Genomic DNA, 19,063 nt, shown 5'->3' on the forward strand with positions numbered 1-19,063 from the left:
CGCGGACGGGAGATTGGGAGGGGCGGCGGTAAAAAGTCAATCCGCCCCGGCGAAGGGCCGAACCGCCACGCCGCGAGGCAGTACCGCAAGCACCTTGAACAGCTCGCCCATGGCTTGCGGCCCTGCGAGGCGCTCGACGTCGCCGGCGATCCTTTCGCGCGCCGCCTGGCCGGCATCGGCGCCAAGCCGGCCGGCGCGCTCGAGGATACCCATGCCGAGCAGGAAGTCGCCCTGTGTCGTCAGATGGGCTTCGAGGCCATGTGCACGCACGATCGCGGCCAGGGCGGCGAAATCGACATGGGAGGTGAGGTCGGCCTCACCGGGATTGGCCAGCACATCTTCGTGATCGTGGCTGCGCAAGGCCTGCAGCGTGTCCCCGACACCCGGCTGGAGATGGCCATAGTCGAGAAACAGGCCAGCGCCGCCATGCCTGGATATGCGCTCGGCGATCGTTGCCATGAGCGCGGTGCGGGCAGGCGCCACTTCGGCGATCGAACCTTGCGGCGCTTGGGTGGCATCGGCGGGCAGCAGCGTCGGGTCGACCGAGCCGGCGCCGGCGAAGAAGCAAAGGTCGTTGGTCTCGTCGAGGCCGACCACGCGCTCGCGCCAGCCGGCGCCGGCGCGGAGGAACTGGCGGATGGGCACGGCGTCGAACAGTTCGTTGCCGACGATGAACAGCGGTTGCTGCGGCAAGGTCTCGATGGTTTCATGCCAGCCAACCGCGAAGGGTGTGGCGCCAAGCGTCTGCTTTTGCACCTCGGTCAGGCGCGGGCTGGTCTCGATCATGGCGAAGGTGGCGCCGCTGGCCAGATCAGGATCGAGCCGCGACAGCGTACGCAGCATGTCCTTCATCAGCGTGCCGCGGCCGGGGCCGATCTCGGCGATGGTGGCCGGCAGCGGCCGGCCGCTCGCCTGCCACGCCTGGTACATCCACACGGCGACCAGTTCACCGAACATCTGGCTGATCTCCGGCGCGGTGATGAAGTCACCGGCCGCACCAAAAGGCTCGCGCGTCGTGTAGTAGCCGTCCGCCGGGTCGAACAGGCACATCGCCATGTATTCGTTGATCGGTATCGGCCCCAGGGCCTCGATCAGGTCGACGATGCGGGTCTTCAGCCGTGTCATGCCGGCTGCGGCTGCGTCACCGGCTTGGCGGTCAGCATCGCCCAGATGCCGGCCAGCACCATCGGCGTCGACAGGATCATGCCCATGGTCAGCCAGTTGGTGCCGAGGAGGTAGCCGAGCTGCTGGTCGGGCTCGCGGAAGAACTCGACAAAAATGCGCGACAGGCCGTAGCCGCAGATGAAGGCGCCGCCGACGAAGCGCGGCGTCTTCAGCTTGAGGCGCGAATGGGTGAGAATGCGCAGCACGAGGAACAGCACCACGCCTTCGAGAAGCGCCTCGTAGAGCTGGCTCGGGTGACGGGCAAACGGCCCGCCATTGGGGAATTCGAAAGCCCAGGGCACGTCGGTTGGGCGCCCCCACAGCTCGGAGTTGATGAAGTTGGCGACGCGCACCAGGCCAAGGCCGACCGGCACGCCGGCCGCCACGACGTCAAACAGCGACCAGGTGCGGATGCCGCGCTTGATGGAAAACAGCGTCATGGCGAGGATGACGCCAAGCAGGCCGCCATGGAACGACATACCGCCTTGCCAGACCGCCAAGATATCGAGCGGGTGGGCGATGTAGCGTGGCAGATCATAGAACAGCACATAGCCGGTGCGGCCGCCGAGCACGACGCCGATGGCCGCCCAGACGATGAAGTCGTCGAGATCCTCCGGCTTCATCGGCAGGACGCCGTTCGGCCACAGCCTGGCATTGGCGGCGAGCCGCTTGGCGTACCACCAGGCAAACAGGATGCCGACGATATAGCCGACGCCATACCAGTGCACCGCCAGCGGCCCGATCTGGATGAGGATCGGGTTGATGTTGGGGAAGGGCAAGGAGGCCAGCGGCAGCAGGAAATATTCGTTCAACGGGGAACTCTCATTGCGAAACGCGTTTGCGCGCGGACCATGCGGCAGGGTTTTGGCAGGGTCAAGGCAAGGTGGGCGCCCTCGACTTGATGCCGCAGCGCGGCGCAACATGCTTGCATTCGACGCGCAGCGCCACTACGTCAATTTGTGCAAGCGCGAGGATTTGCCATGTCGACCGGACCGAACCGCATTCTCGATGAATTCGCCAAGCTGATGACCGACGCCGCCGGCGCCGCCCAGGGCGTGCGCCGGGAGGTGGAGACGGCCTTCAAGGGGCAGGCCGAACGCATTCTCAACACCATGGACGTGGTGCAGCGCGAAGAGTTCGAAGCCGCGCGCGAGATGGCCGCCAAGGCGCGGGAAGAAAACACTCGCCTTGCCGCCCGCATCGAGGCGCTCGAGGCGAAGCTTGCCGAACTGGCCGGCGACGCCACACCAGCGACGGCGGCCAAGCCGCGCACAAAAAAATAATCGTTAAACTTTTCCACATAGCCCGATCCTGAAAAGCGCTTTGCCGTGAATCGCTTAACGGCATTGCATGAATCTTTGTGACAGCGGCTTTCCACATGCGAATGACGCAGTGCGAAAAATTGGGCTGTTCACGCGACTCCCGATCAATAGACTGAATTTGTTGCATGATTCGGAGCAGGGTCATGCGACCGGGCGGTGGGGTCCGGTCTGGGGTCTTTGCGTCGAGAAGGTAGTCTTTTGCGCGAAGAAAGTCCTGGCCGTCCGAGTTCTAGACAAGATTGTTCGTTGTGTGTGCCCTCCCGCGGAGCGTGTGGCGGCGCTCGTACAGAACGACAGGAAGCATTCCATGGAACTTCTCGAACTCGAATTCTCCCGCGAAATCCATCCGGTGGATGTTATCGAGCAGGTGGCCCACAACAACGACTGGTCCTTTGAGCGGGCCGGCGACGACGAGATTTCGATCTCGGTTGCCGGAAGCTGGACCGACTATCACGTCTCCTTCTCGTGGATGGAGGATTTCGAGGCGCTGCACCTTGCCTGCGCCTTCGACATCAAGGTGCCGGAGACCCGCGCGCTGGAAGTGATGCGGCTCTTGTCGCTGATCAACGAGCAGATGCTGTTTGGCCATTTCGACCTCTGGGAGCAGGAGGGCGCGATCATGTTCCGCCAGTCGCTGCTGCTGGCCGGCGGGGTCGAGCCGTCGAGCCAGCAGGTCGAAGTGTTGCTGTCGTCGGCGCTGGAAGCCTGCGAATGCTATTTCCAGGCGTTCCAGTTCGTCGTCTGGTCGGGAACCTCGGCCAAGGACGCCCTGGCCGGCGTGCTGTTCGAGACCTACGGCAACGCCTGAGTCCCCGCAAGGCAGACAAGAACCAAGATGAGTTCGAACAGCGAGCGCAAGCCCGAGATCAGTTTTGCCGATTTCGATCGTGTCGACATCCGCGCCGGCACGATCGTCGAGGCCGAGCCGTTTCCCGAGGCGCGCAAGCCCGCATTCAAGCTGAAGATCGATTTCGGCGCCGGCATCGGCATCAAGAAATCGTCGGCGCAGATCACCAAATATTATACACCGGAGACGCTGATCGGCCGGCAGGTGTTCGCGGTGGTCAATTTCCCGCCGCGCCAGATCGGTCCATTCATGTCGGAAGTGCTGACGCTCGGCTTTCCCGACGAAGAGGGCGCGGTGGTGCTCGGCGCGATCGAGCGCAAGGTGCCGGATGGCGGCAGGTTGTTTTAGGCCGCCAGCTTGCGCGTCGTTCCCAGCGCTTCCTCGACCGTGTCGAGGAACATCTCTGCACAAGCCTTCCAGCTGTAGCGCATGGCGCGTTCGCGTGCTTCGGCACGGTCTACATTGAGCGCGGCAAGCGAGGCCTCGCGCAGATCGTTGGAGACCGCGCCGCCAAAGCCGTCGCCGACAATGTCGATCGGCCCGGTCACCGGATAGGCGGCAACCGGCGTGCCGCTGGCCAATGCCTCGATGATGACGTTGCCGAACGTGTCGGTGCGGCTCGGGAAGACGAAGACATCGGCCGAGGCATAGATCTCGGCCAGTTCGTCGTTGGGGCGATGGCCGAGGAAATGCGCTTGCGGATATTTTGCCTTCAGCCTGGCAAGCTCGGGGCCTTCGCCGACGATCACCTTGCTGCCCGGCAGGTCGAGGTCGAGGAAGGCGGAGAGGTTCTTTTCGATGGCGACCCGGCCGACGCAGAGGAAGACAGGGCCGGGAAAGCCGAGATCCTTCTTCTTGTCGGGCCGGAAATGGTCGGTGTCGACGCCGCGCGTCCACGGCCGCAGCTTGGTGAAGCCGCGCGCCGAGAGGTCGTCGGCGAGCGACTGGGTGGCGACCAGCGTGCCTTGGCCGGAATTGTGGAAATCGCGCAGCCAGCGATAGGCCCAGCTTTCCGGCACCGGGAGCCGTGCGCTGAGATATTCGGGGAAGCGCGTGTGATAGCTGGTGGTGAACGGCCGGCCGGCATTGCGGCAATAGCGCCGCGCCATGATGCCGAGCGGCCCTTCGGTGACGATGTGGATGTGGTCGGCCTTGCCTGCGTCGATCAGGCGCGCGACATGGCCGGGCGTGGTCAGCGCCAGCCTGATGTCGGGATATGTCGGCAAGGGCAGGGTGCGAAAGATGTTCGGCGTCAGGAAATCCACGGCGACATCGAAAGATTTCAGCGTCTCGGTGAGTCGCTCCAGCGTGTGGACAACGCCGTTAACCTGCGGCCGCCAGGCATCGGTGACCATCAATATGCGCATGGCGGCCCTTTGCAGGAAAGGTCGACGGTTGCCTTGAGACGATGCCGGAACGGCGACCAGACCGCTGCTCTCGCTTCGCTCCAGCGCACCCGGACGGGCACGGGGTCGAAGTGAGGCGGCAAGGTCGAATCAATTGAGGTCGCGCGCTTCATGCGCGTTCTTGATCATGGTTTCATGACGGGCGGATGAAGCCTGTTTCCACTTTCGGTATCGTGCCGGTTATGCGGGAACCTTGATGATAGCGCGCAGTCCGCCGAGCGGGCTGTCTTCAAGGGTGATGTCGCCGCCATGGGAACGGGCGATGTCGCGGGCGATCGACAGGCCGAGCCCGGTGCCGCTGGCATCGAGGTTGCGGGCTTCGTCGAGCCGCACGAAGGGTTTGAAGACGTCTTCGCGCCGGTCGGCGGGAATGCCCGGACCATCGTCGTCGATGGTGACCAGCAGCGAGCCGCGGCCATGGGTGGCGTTGACTTCCACCGTCTTGGCATAGCGGAAGGCGTTGCCGATGACGTTGGACATCAATCGGGCAAAGGCGTTCGGCCGCACATGCACATCGGGGTCTCCGGCAAGCGTCGTCGACAGCTTGCGCTTGCGCAGCCTGGCTTCCTCGCCGAGCTTTTCGAAATAGGCCTCGAGATCGAACCGTCCGGCGTCTTCCGAAGCCTCGCCACGGGCAAAGGCGAGATAGCCTTCGAGCATCGACTGCATGTCGTCGATGTCCTGGTCGAGCGCGGCCTTGGTCTCGGCCTTGCCGCCGGAAAGCGCCAACTGCAGCTTGAAGCGGGTGAGGATGGTTCGCAGGTCATGACTGACGCCGGTCAGCATGGCGGTGCGCTGCTCGATCTGGCGCTCGATGCGTTCGCGCATCTGCATGAAGGCAAAGCCGGCGCGGCGAACCTCCTCGGCGCCGCGCGGCCGGAAGTCACGCGGCATCGGCCGGCCCTTGCCGAAACTTTCGGCGGCTTCGGCAAGCATCAGGATCGGCCGGATCTGGTTGCGCAGGAAGGGAATGGCGATCATCAGGAGCACCAGCGAGGTGCCGACCATCCAGATAAGGAAGATGTGGGTGTTGGAGGCATAGGCCTGGCTGCGGCGCACGAAGACGCGCAGCACCTTGCCCTCGAGCTGCACGCGCACCTCGACGATGTTGGAGTTGCCGACCGTGTCGATCCAGAACGGGCGGTTGATCTGGCGGGTGATCTCCGACGAGAGAACATCATCCAAAATCGAGAAAAACGGTTTTGGGCCGGGCGCGGGCAGCGGGTCGGGCGGCAGGAGGTCGACCTTCAACTGCATGCGGTCCTGGGCGATGCGTATGATGTTGGTGTAGTCGGCATCGCGCGGATAGGTCTCGATCAGGTCGATGATGGCCGCGATGTCGCGCACGGTGGCCTGCGACAGGCGCTGCGTCACGGTTGCCCAATGACGTTCCATGAAGACGAAGGCGACGACCGATTGCAGCAGGATCATCGGCGCGATGACGATGATCAGCGAGCGGGCATAGAGCCGCTTGGGCATATACAGCGAGACGAGGCGCCAGAAGCGGTTCCAGGCGCGCGGCACCGCCTTCAGCGTCCGCGCGGCGCGTGCGCTCAAGCCGCCATTGCCCGGCTGTTCCAGTTCCGTGGTTGCCATTCGCTCATTTCGCTTGCCCGCAGCCGCTCAGCAGGCCGCAGGCGGCATTCTATTCCACGCTGAGCCGATACCCAATACCGCGCACGGTCTGCAGCCAGACCGGGTTGGACGGATCGCGCTCGATCTTGCGGCGCAGCCGGTTGATCTGGACGTCGATGGTGCGCTCGCCGACCTCCGAATCGTCACCGACAAGCTCGTGGCGGGGTATCGTCTCGCCGGCCCTTGCCGCGAAGATCGCCAGGATCTCCTGCTCGCGGTCGGTCAGCTTCAGCGCCTCGCCGCCACGCTTCAATTCGCGCCGGGCGATCTGGAAGGTGTAAGGGCCGAAGACCAACTGCTCGACCTTGGGCGTGGTCGCCGGGCCACCACGGCGAAGGATGTTGTTGATGCGCAGGATCAGCTCGCGCGGATCGAACGGCTTCGGCAGGTAGTCGTCGGCGCCGGCCTCTAGCCCTGAGATGCGGCTGTCGGTCTCCGACAGGGCCGTCAGCATCAGGATCGGTACGTTCTTTTCGGCTCGCAGCGACTTGGTCAGGTCGACGCCCGTTTCACCGGGCATCATGACGTCCAGCACCAGAAGGTCGAAGTCGAGGCCGGCAAGCTTGCGCCTGGCTTCGCCGGCATTGCCGGCGACGGTGACGCGAAAGCCGTTTTCGGTCAGATACTGCTTGAGAAGATTGCGGATGCGGGTGTCGTCGTCGACGACAAGCAGATGCGGCGCGTCGTCGTCCGGCGCGGCCGCGTGATCGACCCGTTCAGTGCTCTCCATGGCTTTTCCCTGACATTTTTGCGGACCCAACGTCGATCTGCGCCCTCAGTTCCGGATTGACCATCGCTTCGAGGAACCGTTCCACCAAGGTCCGTTCGGTTACTCCGGAATCCCCCAATGCAGCATGGATGCGGCGCGACTGTGGCCGCGCCAGCGCCAGCGCCAGCGCACGGCCCTTGGCGGTCGGATAAAGTTCGCGCTGTCGGCGGTCGCGCGGACCTTGCAACTGCACGACATGGTCGGTGTCGATCAACTGCTTGAGCACACGGGCCAAGCTCTGTTTGGTGATCTTCAGCACGTCGAGCAGTTCGGCTACCGTCAGGCCCGGCCTGCGGTTGACGAAATGCAGCACCCGGTGGTGGGCCCGGCCAAAGCCGTAGTCGGCCAGGATCTGGTCCGGATCGGAGGTGAAGTCGCGATAGGCGAAGAAGAGCAGCTCGATGATGGCGAAGTCGATGCCGTCCTCGACCGACATCGCGGTCCTGATCGGTTTTCCGGCGGCTGGGCTTCGATCCGTCATTATTTCTCCGTGGGAAAGAGAGATTATGTCAGTACTATTGACGTAATTTCCCTGCAATGGTAATTTTTGACAAGCTTTTGGGCGGATTGCGAACGAAAAGGCAAGGGAAGCCGGTTTTTCCGGAATTTCCTGAGTTTGCCAGAGCGCAATTATCCGCTTACGCTCCACCATAAAAGCCGCTTTGGGCGGCCGACACGAAACACACAACGATACAACTATCCGGGCTGCCGCCCGTGGGAGGTTACCATGGCATCCGTTCCCTTCGATCAACTCGATGGCTTCATCTGGATGAACGGCGAATTCGTCCAATGGGGTGACGCCAGGATCCATGTGCTGACGCACGGGCTGCATTACGCCAGCGCCGTTTTCGAGGGAGAGCGCGCCTATGGCGGTGAGATCTTCAAGCTCAACGAACACACCGAGCGCCTGCATGAATCGGCACGCCTGCTCGGTTTCAATATCCCCTATACGGTGGCCGAGCTCAACGACGCCTCTTCCACGCTTCTCAAGAAGCAGGGTTTCCAGGACGCCTATGTCCGGCCGATTGCCTGGCGCGGCAGTGAGCAGATGGGCGTCTCGGCGCAGAACAACCGCATCAACTGTGCCATCGCCATCTGGCAATGGCCGAGCTATTTCGATCCTGCGCAGAAGCTGAAAGGCATCCGTCTCGATGTGGCGGAATGGCGCCGGCCCGACCCGCGCACCGCGCCTTCCAGGTCGAAGGCCGCCGGCCTCTACATGATCTGCACCATGTCCAAGCACGCCGCCGAGGCCAAGGGCTATGCCGACGCCATGATGCTCGACTGGCGTGGCCAGGTCGCCGAAGCGACCGGAGCCAACATCTTCTTCGTCAAGGAGGGCAAGATCCACACACCCAAGCCTGACTGCTTCCTCGACGGCATCACCCGCCGCACGGTCATTGGGCTGGCCAAGGATCGCGGCCTGGAGGTGATTGAACGCGCCATCCTGCCGGAAGAGCTGGAAAGCTTCGAGCAGTGCTTCCTGACCGGGACGGCAGCGGAAGTGACGCCGGTTTCCGAGATCGGGCCTTACCGATTCGAGGTCGGCGAAATAGCCAAGAATCTTATGAATGACTATTCTGCGGCCGTTCAGCCCAAGCACGCGATCGCCGCAGAATAACGAAAGTCACAGCTTTTTTAGGAAGTAGGGGCGGTTTTCGGGCCGCCCCTTTTATTTCAGCGTTTCTGCATTTGACTTTCGTCCAATTCGGCGTCTCATGATGGTGTCGGCCCGGGAGGCTGACAGCTATGGAGGGACTAATCATATGGACATGAACACGCTTCTTCCGATCATCATACAGGTGATTACTGGCGTCATCGGTGGTCAGGCGGTCGGTGCGGCGCTCAAGACGGCGGCGATGGGTCAGCTTCCCAAAATCCTGGGCGGAGCCATTGGCGGCGTCGGCGGTGCGGCGATCCTCGGCAGCCTGCTGGGTGGCGGTGCGGTCGATCCGGCGGCTGCGGCAGCAGCAACGAGCGGTCTCGGCAGCGCGCTGAACCTGCAGAACATCGTCGGCGGCGCCGGCGGCGGCGCGATCCTGACCGCCATTCTCGGCGCGGTCATGGGCGCCATGAAGAAGTAGGCGGGCCGTTTCGGTCTTTTCAAATGGGCGGCTTCGGCCGCCCATTTCCGTTTTCGGAGCTACCGATTGTTCGTCTTTCGAGGGTGGACGCCCTTTGTCCGCGCCTCTACATCACCCGTGAACATCGAAAGGACGATCATGGGTCAGCTCAATGCCGGCATCGTGCCGGTCACACCGTTCCAGCAGAATTGTACCATCCTGTTCGACATGGATGACAAGCATGGCGTCGTCGTCGATCCTGGCGGCGATATCGACAAGGTGCTGGCGGTGCTGAAGGACAATGCGATCTCAGCCGGGGCGATCTGGATAACGCATGGCCACATCGACCATGCCGGCGGCGCAATGGAGTTGAAGGAGGCGCTCGGCGTCGAGATCATCGGTCCGCATGAGGCCGACAAGTCGCTGCTCGACAATCTGGAAAACCAGGGCAAGCGCTACGGCATCGCCGGAGCGCGCAACTGCGTGCCCGACCGGTTCCTGTCCGAAGGCGAGACCGTGTCGTTCGGCGGCCATGTGTTCGAGGTGCTGCACTGCCCCGGCCATGCACCAGGTCACGTCGTCTACTACAACCGCGCGGCCAAGTTCGCCCATGTCGGCGACGTGCTGTTCCGCGGCTCGGTCGGCCGCACCGACCTGCCGGGTGGCGACCATGCTGCACTGATCGCTTCGATCAAGGATAAGCTCCTGCCGCTCGGCGACGACATCGGCTTCATTTGCGGCCACGGTCCCGGCGGACGTTTTGGCGAGGAGAGGCGGACCAATCCGTTTCTCGTTTAGAGCAATTCACTATTTCACGGAAACGGCGGGCCGCTCTGACCCTTTGTTCTGACTCAATTCCCAAGGGAAAACGCTTTGCGCTTTTCCCGGGAAACCGTTTCACACTTTTCCTGGAATTGCTGTAGGGCGTGCCGATATTCGCCTGCCCCAATCCTGTGATGCTCCAAACAAAAAAGCGCTGGCCTTGCGGTCAGCGCTTTTCTGTTGGGGCAGGGAAGCCCTGGTTTAGTTCGCCGTGCAGAAATGCTGTTCGCCGTCATTGCCGGTGAACGTGCCGGTGCGGGAATTGAAGGTGCGGTAGCGGTCCGAGCAGTATTCGTACCAATCACGCGTCCACGGCTCGGCATAACGATCAGCGTAGACCACCCGCGGCTCCGCATAGTAGCGGCGGACCGGGGCCGGGCGCACCACCACGTCACGATCGTAGTAACCGTCATCGTAGTAGCGGTCAGCGTCGGGCGGCGGGCGGTCATTGGCCAATGCGCCGCCGATCAGCGCACCGGCCGCGAGGCCGAGCACGCCGGCGGCAATGGCATCGCCGTTGCCATGATGGCCATGATGGCGGCGCCAATCACGTGCGTTGGCGGCGGGCAAGGCCGAAAGCGTGGTGGCGACCACGGCAGCGGCCAGGACGGCGGTCTTGAAAATTCGGTTCATCTCGGTCTCCTTCGTGCCGGCCCGTGTAGTTTCGGGGATGCGGTCCGGCTTTACCAAAGACTAATATGCAACCGTGGCTGAACGGGGGCTGAACGGATTTCGACGAATTTATTCACAACAGGCGTCAAAGGTCACACGCCCTCCAGGGAGCGAAAACCATCGCCGGTCCAAGCCGGCTCAGCCGACCGACAGATTGACGGCCTTGGGTCCCTTGCCGCGCTTGTCCGGCTCGGTGTCGAACGACACTTTCTGGCCATCCTCCAGGCCGGGAAGGCCGGACGCCTGCACGGCTGAAATATGGACGAAAACATCCTTCGCGCCATCATCGGGCGTGATGAAGCCGAAGCCCTTGGCATGGTTGAAGAATTTGACGGTGCCGGTCTGCGGCATGGGAAGCTCCTTTGTCCCATAAACTCCAGTCTCGGGCCGGCAAATGCCCGAGTGGAAATTTGTCCTTTATTTTAGCGTCATCGGCAAGAGAAAGTTTTGCGGGCGTCTAAAGCACGTTGCGGCACGCTTTGGGTCTTTGTTTTATGCAAGTCGTTGCCCAGAACCTGGCGGCTTGGGCGACATCACCGGCCCGCGCCTTCGATAAGGAAAAGGCGCGACGAAGATCGCCGCGCCTTTCAAAATTCAGATCCCTCTCCAGGCCAGGTGCAGGCATGGAGCCTCCGTCGCACGTCCGAGTGACATGCGGCGCGCCGATGGCTCAGGCTGCGCGGAGGTTGACGGCCTTGGGGCCCTTGCCCATGCGGTCCGGCTCGACGTCGAAGGTGACCTTCTGGCCGTCGACGAGCGTGCGCAAGCCGGAGGCTTCGATCGCGGAGATATGGACGAACACATCCTTGGCGCCACCATCGGGCGTGATGAAACCGAAGCCTTTGGTCGCGTTGAAGAATTTAACGGTGCCGGTCTGGGCCATTGGGGAAACTCCTTCACCCGTTCAGTCTTTGGTGGTCCCGCCCGCCGCCTGGCGCAAAGGGCAGTTCCCGGTGGTTGCTTCGGCAGTCATGCATTGGCGCATGGTCAAACCCCCCGCCGAAAACGGGGCCGTCAGAGATTCACAGTATCGGGGAAAGGTCGTCCAAAACGTTCCGCTCTCCGGGTCGCAAATGCCCGAACACGGAATTTATCGCACGGAAACGTGATGGTTGCAAGATACCGCCGCGGGCCGCCGTACTGGCGCATCCCGACGCATCAATCGACTGACCTGAGCATCGATGGGCTCGGCATAGGCTTGCTTGCCGGCCGGGTCATCGGCCAGAGCCGGGCCACGAATGGGCCAGACATCGCGGCGCGCTGACCTCCCTTGCGGTCCAGGCGCCGTTATCGTTTGCCGAGCTCAAACGGGGGTTGCATTTGGCAAGGGAATGGCGAGGATCGGTAACCGGGGACCGATCGTGGGAGATCATCATGAAATTTCTGGCGGCAATCTTTTCGCGGCAGGGTTTTGTCATCTTGTTGCTGTCGGCAATTCTTGCCGCCTGCACCGTTGTCGTCGATGAGGGACCAGGGCCACGCCCGCGTCCGCCACGGCCCGAGCCGCAATATTGCAGCAAGCAGTACGAGCCGGTCTGTGCCCGGCGCGGCGGCGACCGCCAGACCTTCGCCAATTCCTGTCTTGCCGACCGGGCTGGCTACCGCATCGTGCGCGACGGTCCGTGCCGCGACAGCGGCGGTGGCGGTGGCGGTGGCGGTGGCGGTGGCGGTGGCGGTGAAGAGCAGACGTTCTGCACCCGCGAATATGCTCCGGTCTGCGGCCGCCGGCATGGCGAGATGCGCACCTTCCCCAATTCCTGCGAAGCCCGCGCCGCGGACTATCGCGTCGTTGGCGACGGGCCGTGCTGAGAACGCTGCGCCTTGTTGAGGACGACAGGCGTCAAGCCGTCGGCTCCACCTGGCGACAGTAGGCGATGAACTCGGACGCAGGCATGGGTCTGGCGAAAAGCCAGCCCTGGCCGTAGTCGACGTCGCGCTCGGCGAGATAGTCGGCCTGCGCCTGCGTTTCCACGCCCTCGGCAACGATCTTCAGCTTCAGTGTCTTGGCCATGTCGATGATATGCGGGGTGACGGAACTGGTGGCGGAATTCGTGCTGATCGTATCGATGAACGATTTGTCGATCTTGAGCGCATCGAGCGGCAGCCCCTCGAGATAGGACAGGCTGGAATAGCCGGTGCCGAAGTCGTCGATTGCCACTGCGTGCCCCAGTTCGCGGGCACGAATGAGCGTCGAACGCGCCGAGTTGATATCGACGAAGCCGCGTTCGGTCGCCTCAAGCCAGATTTGCTGCGGCTGGATCCCGGTGTGCTGCAATGCTTTCTCGATAATAGGCAGGACCCGCGCGGTGCCGACATCGGTTGCGCTGAGATTGATGGCGATGTGAAGCGAGCGATCGGCGACCAGGAGCCTGTTCAGGTCGAACACAACCATCGCAATGACCTGATCGGTAATCGCCGTGATCAGGCCGCTCTCTTCCGCCAGCGGAATGAAAAGATCGGGCCGGACCAGGGAGCCATTCGGCCGCTTCCAGCGCACCAGCGCTTCCGCGCCGATGCAATTGCCGGTCCTGAGCTCGACGATCGGCTGATAGTGGACGATGAATTCGTGCTTGCGCACGGCGATCTGCAATTCTCCCAAGGGCGAAAGCCGCCTTCGTGACAGCCACACAACCACGCCGATGATGAAGGCAGCCATGAAGGCGCCGAGCGGGAGCAGCATGAATTGCTGCTTGCGAACGCTGCCCAGGATCTGGCTTGTCGGTTCGGTGGCGACAGCAATCCAGTCCGTCCCGCGCGCCGTGGCAAACAGGAGATCGTCATCGATGCCTTCGCCGGGGCCGGCGATGATCTTCTCGATACGGGCAGGATTCGGGCTATTCAACGCGCCAAGCAGGATGCCCGTTTGCGTCGTCAAGGCGATCTGGACACCGGGATCGACGATGACGTCGACAAAGCGTACCGGATCGACAAGGACGTTGTGATCCCTGTATCGCAGCGCCATCAGAAAATGGTCATCGCTCATCACCGGCTGCATGCGGGCGGTGACGGCAATGCCGTCCCTGGTGGTGAAGTCAGGGGTGGATTGCGCAACGCGCCCTTCGGTCGGTCCCCAGGAAGAGCATTTGAGCAGGCCGTTTTCGAAATAGCCCATTTCTTCGATCGGGCGCGTGCTGATGGTGAGTTGCCGCATACGGGCTATATGGTCCGCCGAACAGCGGATGCCGGTGAACTGGTCGATCTGCCGCAAAGCGGCGGTGGCATCGTTGAGCGAGATGTCGGCCCTGGCGCTGGCGCGGCTGGCGAACAACTGCAGCCGCTCATGTTCCTTTTGGACGGCCTGAGTCCAAGCGAGATGAAACATAGCCGCGATTGGCACGATGGCGCCCAGCATGGCCAACATCACCGCCGTCACGATGATGCGCGATCTGTCCATGCGCCTCCTGCCTTCGGGTATGAGCGGCGATCGTGGGTGGTCGCCCGCAACGTCTCGGCCACCAATCGCGGCAGCGCCCGGTTCAGGCGGATCTTAGGGCCTCGATCTTACGTGAACTTTAATGGAGTCGTGGGGCAGCACCGCTGCTCTAAACCGGATAGGCGCCGTCGGCCGGGCCGGCGTAAAGCTCGCTGCCATTGTCGTCGCAGATGCGCAGGCGATCGGGGATTTGCGGCATGGCCAGCGTGTGGAACAGCGCGGTGGCGCCCTGCAGCGCGGCGCGCAGGTTCGGCGCCTCCAGCGATACCTTGTCGAGAGTGGCTTCGTCGGCGTCGCGCGACCGGTAGAACTCGATGACGAAATTCGAGCGCGCCTCCGTGGCAGAGCATTGCGCAGGCCTGTCCAGTCAATTCGCCACCTCACAGAGGACGACGGAAAGGGCGCACGAGGCGCGCCCTCCAGTTTGTCAGCCTTTCGACTTCGGCTTCAAGCTGCTCTCCGCCTGCTTGACCGACGAACCGAACGGGGAGGCGGGCTTTGCCACGACCTTGTCCTTCTTCGGCTTGCGTGTCTCGCGGTTGCTACGCTGTTGACCTTTGGACATGTCGTGCTCCTGCTTCAGTGTTGGCTTGGCGGTGGGGTCTCAGACGAGCGGGTTGCTGGCAACAACGGGGTTGTCGGCAACAACCGGATCTGCCGGTTCGAGATTGTCTTCGGTGGTGACCCGCTCATAGGTCTCCTGCTCGCTGCGGATGCGGTATTGCGGCGAACCATCCTTGACCGGCAGCCTGCTCTTGATCTGGAACAGTTCGGCGGTCTTCTGAACGAGGCCGGTGCGGCTCTTCATGCGCACGGTCTGACCGATTGCAAACTGGTGCGCGGGCGTGTCGGTGCGCGGGCGCGCATTCTGCTGGAAACGGATCATGCTGCATTCTCCCTGTCGCGCTTCAGCGCTGTTTCGAGTTCGAGGTAATCGATGGCGACAAGCTGGCTGGTGGGCGGGTTTTTCGCTGCCCTTGCCGGCAGATGGATGAAAGTGGCGACGCGGCGCCAGGCAAGCCGCGACATGCCCTCGATCAGCTCTTCGTCGTGGTCGATGTCGTAGTCGCCGGCCGGCAGCTGCCCTTCCAGTCCGCCGAGCACGAAAGGTGCGGTGAAGTGCGCGATGGAGTGGGTGGTGCGGTCCGGCATTGTCTTACCTATGCAAAGCAGCGGTCCTGAAAACAAAAAAGCGGGGACGAGCCCCGCTTTCCTATTTCCGGCAGTCGCTGGAAATAAGCCTCTTTCGAGAGCTGCCAGTACATCCGTGGTCAGCGTTCATCGAATTCGGCCGGATCAGATCAATTGCAAATTGGCGGCCGACTCGCGGCCCTTGATGTCACGCTCCAACTCGAACTGCAGCTTCTGGCCTTCGGCGAGGCCGGGGAAGCCGGCGCGCTCCAGTGCGCTGACATGGACAAAGACGTCCTTGCCGCCATCGGTCGGCTGAATGAAGCCGGTCTGACCATTGTAGAACTTCACGGTTCCGGTGTTCATGTCGGTCTTTCGAAGAAAGAGAATGGTCGCGCGGAGCGAATATGCCGCGCGCCCGGTATCGATGATTTGGAATGAGATTGGCGGGCCGAGAACCTCTGACGCCGCGAGATGCCAATTCTGGCCCAAAGCGATCCTGCACAGATAGGTCTTTGTTGTAATTTAATCAAGGCGTTTTAAAATAAAAATGGGCTTCATTCAAAAAATTGCGCGCTGTAACTATCAGAGAAATGATGATACAAATTCGTACAATTCAAAAACTGTTTGAAGCTTAGCGGGAATAATTCTCCCGGTATTTTCATTTTTCTTGTGAGTTGAAGAAGGAGACCTCGAGATGTCCGTAAAGACGCCAACAGGCACCCCCGCAACGATCACGCCGGTCGCAAAGCCGGTAATGGCAAAGCCGATGGTTGTCCTGTCGCCGCGGCTGACTGTCAGAAGTGACGAGGCGGCAAAGCGAAGGATCGCCGACACCGATGGAACGGTTCGGCGTGCCAGGCAGGTTGCCGAGACCAATCGCCTGATTTGATCTTTCCGCACCGACGAAAGGACGAGACAGCAAGCGAAGCCTTGAACCTGGCGCGCCAATGGCCTAGATCGCCACAGGCGGATAAAACACGGCAGGTTTCCCATCAACAGAGATCAAAGACGAGCGGCGGGTGCGGGAGCCAGGTCTGGCGCAGGCGGACAGCCGCCGCTGGGCCTCGACCAGTATGTGCAGCAGGCGTTGCAACTGCATCAGGCGGGGCGCCGGCAAGAGGCTGAGACGATCTACCGGCAGGTGCTGGCGCGTCAGCCCAAGCATGCGGCCGCGGCGCATTTCCTGGGACTGCTGCTGCACCAGACCGGGCGCAGCGAAGAAGGGCTGGATCTCATCGAACGGTCGGTGAACCTGCAGCCGACGAATCCCGATTTCCTCAACAATTTCGGTACGGTGATGCGCGACCTCGGCCGCCCTGCTGCGGCCATCGATTTCTTCCGCGGTGCGGTGGATCTGCGGCCGGACCAGCTCGCGGCGCGCGACAATCTCGGCTCATCGCTGAAGCAGGTCGGCCAGTTCGAAGAGGCCGAAGAGATTTATCGCGGCACGGTTGCACGCAATCCATTTCACGTGCGCGCCCGCATCGGGCTTGCCGAAACCCTGCAGGAAGCCGGGCGGCTGGATGAGGCGCTCGCCGTCTTCCGCGAAGCGCTGGCGATACGCCCCAAGGATGCCGACCTGCTGCACGGGCTCGGCGTCGGGCTGATGGAAAAGGGCAAGCTCGACGAGGCGGCCGACCTGTTCCGGCAGGCGTTGGCGATCAACCCCGCCATGGCCACAGCCTGGCTGATGCTGACGCAGGTCAAGCGCCAGAAGGAGCGCGACAGCGAGCTTGGGGGCATGGAAGCCCAGCATGCCAAAGCGCCGCAGGACAGCCTGGCACGCATGCAGCTGTCCTTCGGACTCGGCAAGGCGAATGACGATCTCAGGGATTATGGCCGGGCCTTCGACTATTTCGCCGAAGGCAATGCGATCCGCCGCAAAAGCATCAACTACGACCAGGCCAGGACGCGGGCCGAGTTCGAGGCGATGAAGGCCACCTTCGATGCCGGCTTCTTCGAGAAGCACAGGCCCAGCTCAATCAGCGACGACACGCCGATCTTCATCGTCGGCATGCCGCGTTCGGGCACGACGCTGGTCGAGCAGATCATTGCCAGCCATCCGCGGGTCTATGGCGCAGGCGAGCTCAGCATCTTGAAGAAGGCGGTCGGCAAGCAGTTCCCGGCGACCATGCCGGGTGGCTTCCCATGGGGCGTATCGGATATGGGCGATGCGGATTTTGCCGAGGCAGGGCAAGCCTATCTCGACATGCTGCATGCCCGCTATCCGAACATGCGTCACGTCACCGACAAAATGCCAGGCAACTTCCTGCTGGTCGGCTTCATCCACATGATGATGCCGAAGGCCAGGATCATCCACTGCGCGCGCGATGCGGCGGCCACCTGCCTGTCGATCTACAAGGTGCATTTCCGCGGCGACAGCCATCGCTATGGCTACGATCTCGGTGAGCTCGCCGACTTCCACAATCTCTACACCGACATCATGAAGCATTGGCACACGGTGCTGCCGGGCGTCGTGCATGATGTACGCTACGAGGATTTTGTCGCCGACCAGGAAGGACAGACGCGGGCATTGATCGCTCATCTCGGTCTGCCCTGGGACGACGCGGCTCTATCGTTCCACGAGACCGACCGACCGGTTCGCACGGCTTCAGCCGCACAGGTGCGCCAGCCGATGTATCAAGGGTCGGTCGATCTGTGGAAGCGCTATGGAGACCGGCTCAAGCCGCTGCTCGACAAGCTGGATTAGCGCAACGCTATCTAGCAGATCGTGGCCTTAGAGATTGGCCTAAGCAGCCGCGTCGTCATCCTAGGGTCTTCGCGACGGAGCTTCGCTCCTGCTTCGCCTAGGATGACGAAGCTGAGAGGCTTCTTCTAATCTGCTACCGGCTGCTCAAAGCTCAATGAATGGCTTGAAGCCACCGAAGATCATGCGCTTGCCGTCGAACGGCATGTCCGCCCAATCGGCCTTCAAGCGGGGATCTGCCATCACCTTGGCCATGACGGCATCGCGGCTCTCCCGCGACTCATAGACGGCCCAGGCGAAGACGACGATCTCGTCGTCCTTGGCCTGCACGGCACGCGGGAAGGACGTGACCTCGCCATAGGGCACGTCATCGCCGATGCATTCGACATAGGCGAGCGCGCCATGTTCCCTCCAGATAGGCCCTGCGAGGTTGGCCAGCTTCTTGTAGTCATCGAGTTTTGCCCTGGATACGGCAAGTACGAAACCATCGACATAGGACATTTTGGATCTCCTCCTGGAAGTTCACAGGGCCTCACCGGCGCCGGCCGGTGAGGGGCTCGGGCCATCGGCGGCAGATCAGGCTTTCTTCACCGGTGCGTTCATCGCCCATTCGACGCCGAACGGGTCGCGCATATTGCCCCACTGATCGCCCCAGAACATGACTTGGAGCGGCACGGCGACTTCGCAGCCGGCATCGACGGCGCGGTTCCACCAGGCTTCGATGTCGTCGCTGCCGAGGTGAAGCTGCATGGTGTAACCCTGCGGCTTGACGGCGGGCATTCCGTTTTCCGGATAGAAATCGGAGAGCATGAGGGTCGAGCCATTGATGTGGAGGTGAATGTGCATGGTGCGGCCTTTTTCGTCCGCCGGGTAGGCAAAGACCTGCTCCGCGCCGAAGGCCTTCTTGTAGAATTCGGCAGCCTTTAAGGCGCCATCCAGCTGCAGATAGGGGGTCAATCCGCCGAGCACTTTGGCCGCGGGCTGAACGGGGGTCTGATCAGTCATTTGTTGTTCCTCTTTGCGTTTGGCCTTGCGAGCCATAGGACGGATCGGACGGCGGCGATCCTACATGGCGGCGAAATTTTTTTG

At 62.3% G+C, this 19,063-nt stretch carries 26 protein-coding genes; 9 read left to right on the forward strand and 17 right to left on the reverse strand.

Annotated features, from left to right (window positions below):
- Nucleotides 1-36: 36 nt before the first annotated feature.
- Together NP945_RS21870 and lgt are read right to left on the reverse strand one after the other, a co-directional pair.
- The gene (locus NP945_RS21870; protein WP_127809535.1) at nt 37-1,125 is read right to left on the reverse strand and encodes a class I SAM-dependent methyltransferase; all 1,089 of its coding nucleotides are present in this window, start codon (nt 1,123-1,125) and stop codon (nt 37-39) included.
- On the reverse strand, nt 1,122-1,976 hold the full coding sequence (gene lgt, locus NP945_RS21875; RefSeq protein WP_127396991.1) for a prolipoprotein diacylglyceryl transferase: 855 nt from the start codon (nt 1,974-1,976) through the stop codon (nt 1,122-1,124). The genes NP945_RS21870 and lgt overlap by 4 nt, the downstream gene beginning before the upstream one ends.
- A 168-nt stretch (nt 1,977-2,144) precedes the next feature.
- Here lgt and NP945_RS21880 point away from each other — a divergent pair, with 168 nt between their 5' ends.
- The 3 genes from NP945_RS21880 to NP945_RS21890 all read left to right on the forward strand — a co-directional run bounded on the left by NP945_RS21880 (nt 2,145) and on the right by NP945_RS21890 (nt 3,681).
- Nucleotides 2,145-2,447 carry an accessory factor UbiK family protein gene (locus NP945_RS21880; protein WP_013530008.1) on the forward strand — a complete coding sequence of 101 codons (303 nt, stop codon included), beginning with the start codon at nt 2,145-2,147 and terminating at the stop codon, nt 2,445-2,447.
- A 346-nt stretch (nt 2,448-2,793) separates the two neighbouring features.
- Nucleotides 2,794-3,294 (forward strand): YbjN domain-containing protein, encoded by a 501-nt coding sequence (locus NP945_RS21885; protein WP_013893499.1) that lies wholly within the window; start codon nt 2,794-2,796, stop codon nt 3,292-3,294.
- A gap of 27 nt (nt 3,295-3,321) precedes the next feature.
- Complete coding sequence (locus tag NP945_RS21890) at nt 3,322-3,681, forward strand: tRNA-binding protein (RefSeq protein ID WP_127261686.1); 360 nt, start codon at nt 3,322-3,324, stop codon at nt 3,679-3,681.
- Here NP945_RS21890 and NP945_RS21895 read toward each other — a convergent pair.
- The 4 genes from NP945_RS21895 to NP945_RS21910 form a co-directional block, all read right to left on the reverse strand.
- Nucleotides 3,678-4,700, reverse strand: a complete 1,023-nt coding sequence (locus NP945_RS21895) for a glycosyltransferase family 1 protein (RefSeq protein WP_127326801.1) — start codon at nt 4,698-4,700, stop codon at nt 3,678-3,680. The two genes, NP945_RS21890 and NP945_RS21895, sit on opposite strands and share 4 nt — an antisense overlap.
- Nucleotides 4,701-4,919: 219 nt before the next feature.
- The gene (locus NP945_RS21900; protein ID WP_128369645.1) at nt 4,920-6,335 is read right to left on the reverse strand and encodes an ATP-binding protein; all 1,416 of its coding nucleotides are present in this window, start codon (nt 6,333-6,335) and stop codon (nt 4,920-4,922) included.
- Nucleotides 6,336-6,384: 49 nt separating this feature from the next.
- Nucleotides 6,385-7,104 carry a response regulator gene (locus tag NP945_RS21905; protein ID WP_013530014.1) on the reverse strand — a complete coding sequence of 240 codons (720 nt, stop codon included), beginning with the start codon at nt 7,102-7,104 and terminating at the stop codon, nt 6,385-6,387.
- On the reverse strand, nt 7,091-7,624 hold the full coding sequence (locus NP945_RS21910; RefSeq protein WP_027039379.1) for a MarR family winged helix-turn-helix transcriptional regulator: 534 nt from the start codon (nt 7,622-7,624) through the stop codon (nt 7,091-7,093). The genes NP945_RS21905 and NP945_RS21910 overlap by 14 nt, the downstream gene beginning before the upstream one ends.
- 246 nt (nt 7,625-7,870) lie before the next feature.
- On the opposite strand from NP945_RS21910, the gene NP945_RS21915 reads away from it, so the two are divergent.
- The 3 genes from NP945_RS21915 (at nt 7,871) to NP945_RS21925 (ending at nt 10,004) form a co-directional block, all read left to right on the forward strand.
- Nucleotides 7,871-8,764, forward strand: a complete 894-nt coding sequence (locus NP945_RS21915) for a branched-chain amino acid aminotransferase (RefSeq protein ID WP_127326803.1) — start codon at nt 7,871-7,873, stop codon at nt 8,762-8,764.
- A gap of 145 nt (nt 8,765-8,909) precedes the next feature.
- On the forward strand, nt 8,910-9,227 hold the full coding sequence (locus NP945_RS21920) for a hypothetical protein (RefSeq protein WP_023809804.1): 318 nt from the start codon (nt 8,910-8,912) through the stop codon (nt 9,225-9,227).
- 138 nt (nt 9,228-9,365) lie between these two features.
- Nucleotides 9,366-10,004, forward strand: coding sequence for an MBL fold metallo-hydrolase (locus tag NP945_RS21925; RefSeq protein ID WP_127268419.1), 639 nt, complete (start codon nt 9,366-9,368; stop codon nt 10,002-10,004).
- A gap of 225 nt (nt 10,005-10,229) precedes the next feature.
- On the opposite strand, the gene NP945_RS21930 is transcribed toward NP945_RS21925, so the two are convergent.
- From NP945_RS21930 to NP945_RS21940, 3 genes are all read right to left on the reverse strand, one after another.
- Entirely contained in the window at nt 10,230-10,661 is a 432-nt protein-coding gene (locus NP945_RS21930) for a BA14K family protein (protein ID WP_127268420.1), read from the reverse strand.
- A 177-nt stretch (nt 10,662-10,838) separates the two neighbouring features.
- Entirely contained in the window at nt 10,839-11,051 is a 213-nt protein-coding gene (locus NP945_RS21935; protein ID WP_013530020.1) for a cold-shock protein, read from the reverse strand.
- A 319-nt stretch (nt 11,052-11,370) separates the two neighbouring features.
- The gene (locus NP945_RS21940) at nt 11,371-11,583 is read right to left on the reverse strand and encodes a cold-shock protein (RefSeq protein ID WP_006202520.1); all 213 of its coding nucleotides are present in this window, start codon (nt 11,581-11,583) and stop codon (nt 11,371-11,373) included.
- A gap of 225 nt (nt 11,584-11,808) precedes the next feature.
- Between NP945_RS21940 and NP945_RS21945 the strand changes: the two genes are divergently transcribed.
- Together NP945_RS21945 and NP945_RS21950 are read left to right on the forward strand one after the other, a co-directional pair.
- A complete protein-coding gene (locus NP945_RS21945) occupies nt 11,809-11,964 on the forward strand; it encodes a hypothetical protein (protein ID WP_164748816.1) in 156 nt (51 codons plus the stop codon).
- 110 nt (nt 11,965-12,074) lie between these two features.
- Complete coding sequence (locus NP945_RS21950; protein ID WP_256747488.1) at nt 12,075-12,509, forward strand: Kazal-type serine protease inhibitor domain-containing protein; 435 nt, start codon at nt 12,075-12,077, stop codon at nt 12,507-12,509.
- Nucleotides 12,510-12,540: 31 nt separating this feature from the next.
- Here NP945_RS21950 and NP945_RS21955 read toward each other — a convergent pair whose 3' ends face one another.
- The 6 genes from NP945_RS21955 to NP945_RS21980 form a co-directional block, all read right to left on the reverse strand.
- Nucleotides 12,541-14,094, reverse strand: coding sequence for an EAL domain-containing protein (locus NP945_RS21955; protein WP_256747489.1), 1,554 nt, complete (start codon nt 14,092-14,094; stop codon nt 12,541-12,543).
- A 466-nt stretch (nt 14,095-14,560) separates the two neighbouring features.
- Complete coding sequence (locus tag NP945_RS21960) at nt 14,561-14,698, reverse strand: hypothetical protein (RefSeq protein ID WP_164482279.1); 138 nt, start codon at nt 14,696-14,698, stop codon at nt 14,561-14,563.
- A 39-nt stretch (nt 14,699-14,737) separates the two neighbouring features.
- On the reverse strand, nt 14,738-15,019 hold the full coding sequence (locus NP945_RS21965) for a hypothetical protein (RefSeq protein WP_127323161.1): 282 nt from the start codon (nt 15,017-15,019) through the stop codon (nt 14,738-14,740).
- Nucleotides 15,016-15,285, reverse strand: coding sequence for a hypothetical protein (locus NP945_RS21970; RefSeq protein WP_023809798.1), 270 nt, complete (start codon nt 15,283-15,285; stop codon nt 15,016-15,018). The genes NP945_RS21965 and NP945_RS21970 overlap by 4 nt, the downstream gene beginning before the upstream one ends.
- Before the next feature lie 144 nt (nt 15,286-15,429).
- Nucleotides 15,430-15,630 (reverse strand): cold-shock protein, encoded by a 201-nt coding sequence (locus NP945_RS21975; RefSeq protein WP_256747490.1) that lies wholly within the window; start codon nt 15,628-15,630, stop codon nt 15,430-15,432.
- A gap of 219 nt (nt 15,631-15,849) precedes the next feature.
- On the reverse strand, nt 15,850-16,215 hold the full coding sequence (locus NP945_RS21980) for a hypothetical protein (protein WP_256747491.1): 366 nt from the start codon (nt 16,213-16,215) through the stop codon (nt 15,850-15,852).
- Between the two features lie 139 nt (nt 16,216-16,354).
- Between NP945_RS21980 and NP945_RS21985 the strand changes: the two genes are divergently transcribed.
- On the forward strand, nt 16,355-17,977 hold the full coding sequence (locus NP945_RS21985; RefSeq protein WP_256747492.1) for a tetratricopeptide repeat-containing sulfotransferase family protein: 1,623 nt from the start codon (nt 16,355-16,357) through the stop codon (nt 17,975-17,977).
- A 144-nt stretch (nt 17,978-18,121) separates the two neighbouring features.
- On the opposite strand, the gene NP945_RS21990 is transcribed toward NP945_RS21985, so the two are convergent.
- A complete protein-coding gene (locus NP945_RS21990; RefSeq protein ID WP_127397299.1) occupies nt 18,122-18,475 on the reverse strand; it encodes a DUF1428 domain-containing protein in 354 nt (117 codons plus the stop codon).
- Nucleotides 18,476-18,550: 75 nt separating this feature from the next.
- Nucleotides 18,551-18,979, reverse strand: a complete 429-nt coding sequence (locus NP945_RS21995) for a glyoxalase/bleomycin resistance/extradiol dioxygenase family protein (protein ID WP_256747556.1) — start codon at nt 18,977-18,979, stop codon at nt 18,551-18,553.
- Nucleotides 18,980-19,063 lie beyond the last annotated feature (84 nt).

This window comes from Mesorhizobium sp. LMG17149 (genome assembly GCF_024518695.1).
Lineage (GTDB): Bacteria > Pseudomonadota > Alphaproteobacteria > Rhizobiales > Rhizobiaceae > Mesorhizobium.